General features: G+C 72.3%; 2 protein-coding genes. One reads left to right on the top strand and one right to left on the bottom strand.

The annotated features are described in order from the left end of the window. On the bottom strand, positions 1-624 hold a 624-nt coding region (locus AWZ10_RS25775; protein WP_159058334.1), incomplete at its 3' end, for an aminotransferase class I/II-fold pyridoxal phosphate-dependent enzyme. Between the two features lie 198 nt (positions 625-822). Between AWZ10_RS25775 and bioB the strand changes: the two genes are divergently transcribed. Further along, positions 823-1922 (top strand): biotin synthase BioB (gene bioB, locus AWZ10_RS25770; RefSeq protein ID WP_060892115.1); only part of this gene is annotated, 1100 nt, incomplete at its 3' end.

Raw genomic sequence — 1922 nt, 5'->3', positions numbered from 1 at the left:
GCCCCGGCCCCCGTCGCCCAGGACACCGAGCCCGTGGGCGTCGTCCACGACGAGCCCGGCGCCGTACTCCCGGCAGGCGTCGGCGAGTCCGGCCAGCGGGGCGGCGTCGCCGTCCACCGAGAAGACGGTGTCGGAGACGGCGACGGCAGGCCCGCGGCCGCCCGTGCCCAGCGCTTTACGGACCGCCTGCGGGTCGGCGTGGGCCACGACCTGGGTGGTGCCCCGGGCCAGTCGGCAGCCGTCGATGAGGGAGGCGTGGTTGCCCGCGTCCGAGACGATCAGGGAGCCGTGCGGCGCGAGCGCGGTCACGGCGGCGAGGTTGGCGGCATAGCCGGACGAGAAGACGAGGGCCGCCTCGAAGCCGCAGAAGTCGGCCAGTTCCCGCTCCAGCTCGCCGTGCAGCTCGGTGGTGCCGGTGACGAGCCGGGATCCGGTGGCCCCGCCGCCCCAGCGGCGCGCGGCCTCGGCCGCGCCCTCGGTGATCTCGGGGTGCCGGGCGAGACCGAGGTAGTCGTTGCTCGCCAGGTCGAGGAGCGGCGAGTCGGCGGGACGGGGACGCAGGGTGCGTACGAGTCCGGCCCGGCGGCGCGCCGACGCCTGCTCGTCGATCCAGCCGAACGCCATGGGTCCTCCGGGGTGGTGTGGGCAGCCCGCGACGCCACGCCGTCGTGTGACAGCGCGGCGAGGGCTTTTGTAGGCAGTGCACAGACACTAACGGCACGACCGGCCGCCCACGATGTGGTGATACCCACACGTCGATCCCACTCTGTTGTCCGAACTCTCCTTGGCCGGGAGCGGTCTGGTAGGACAGGATCGGCTCTCATGGACCTGCTGAACACGCTGGTGGACAAGGGGCTCCGGCGCGAGCCGCTGAGCCGTGCCGAGGCGCTCGCCGTTCTCGGCACCTCCGACGACGAGCTGTTGGACGTGGTGGCCGCGGCCGGGAAGGTGCGCCGGCACTGGTACGGGCGCCGGGTGAAACTGAACTATCTGGTCAACCTCAAGTCCGGCCTCTGCCCCGAGGACTGCTCCTACTGCTCCCAGCGGCTCGGCTCCACTGCCGGCATCCTCAAGTACAGCTGGCTCAAGCCCGACGAGGCCTCCAGGGCCGCCGCGGCCGGGCTCGCCGGTGGCGCCAAGCGGGTCTGTCTGGTGGCGTCCGGGCGCGGTCCGACCGACCGGGACGTGGACCGGGTCTCCGACACCATCAAGACCATCAAGGACCAGAACGAGGGCGTCGAGGTGTGTGCCTGCCTCGGTCTGCTCTCCGACGGCCAGGCCGAACGCCTGCGCGAGGCGGGCGCGGACGCCTACAACCACAACCTGAACACGTCCGAGGCGACGTACGGCGAGATCACGACGACGCACACCTACGCCGACCGCGTCGACACCGTCCAGAAGGCGCACGCGGCGGGCCTGTCGGCCTGCTCGGGCCTGATCGCGGGGATGGGCGAGAGCGACGAGGACCTGGTCGACGTGGTCTTCTCGCTGCGCGAACTGGACCCCGACTCGGTGCCGGTCAACTTCCTGATCCCCTTCGAGGGCACCCCGCTCGCCAAGGAGTGGAACCTCACCCCGCAGCGCTGTCTGCGGATCCTGGCGATGGTGCGGTTCGTCTGCCCGGACAGCGAGGTGCGGATCGCGGGCGGCCGCGAGGTCCATCTCCGCACGATGCAGCCGCTCGCCCTGCACCTGGCCAACTCGATCTTCCTCGGCGACTACCTCACCAGCGAGGGCCAGGCCGGCAAGGCCGACCTGGAGATGATCGCGGACGCCGGCTTCGAGGTCGAGGGCGCCGATCAGGTGACGCTGCCGGAGCACCGGGCGAACGTCACCGCAGGCGGGGGCTGCGGGTCCCGGGAGAGCGCCGGGTGCGGGTCGCACGAGGGGGGCGGCTGCGGGTCGCACGAGAGCGCGGGCGC

It is taken from the genome of Streptomyces europaeiscabiei (assembly GCF_001550375.1).
GTDB classification, from domain to species: domain Bacteria; phylum Actinomycetota; class Actinomycetes; order Streptomycetales; family Streptomycetaceae; genus Streptomyces; species Streptomyces europaeiscabiei.
The sequence above is the reverse complement of the archived record's forward strand: the minus strand, read 5'-3'. Positions and strand labels throughout refer to the sequence as shown.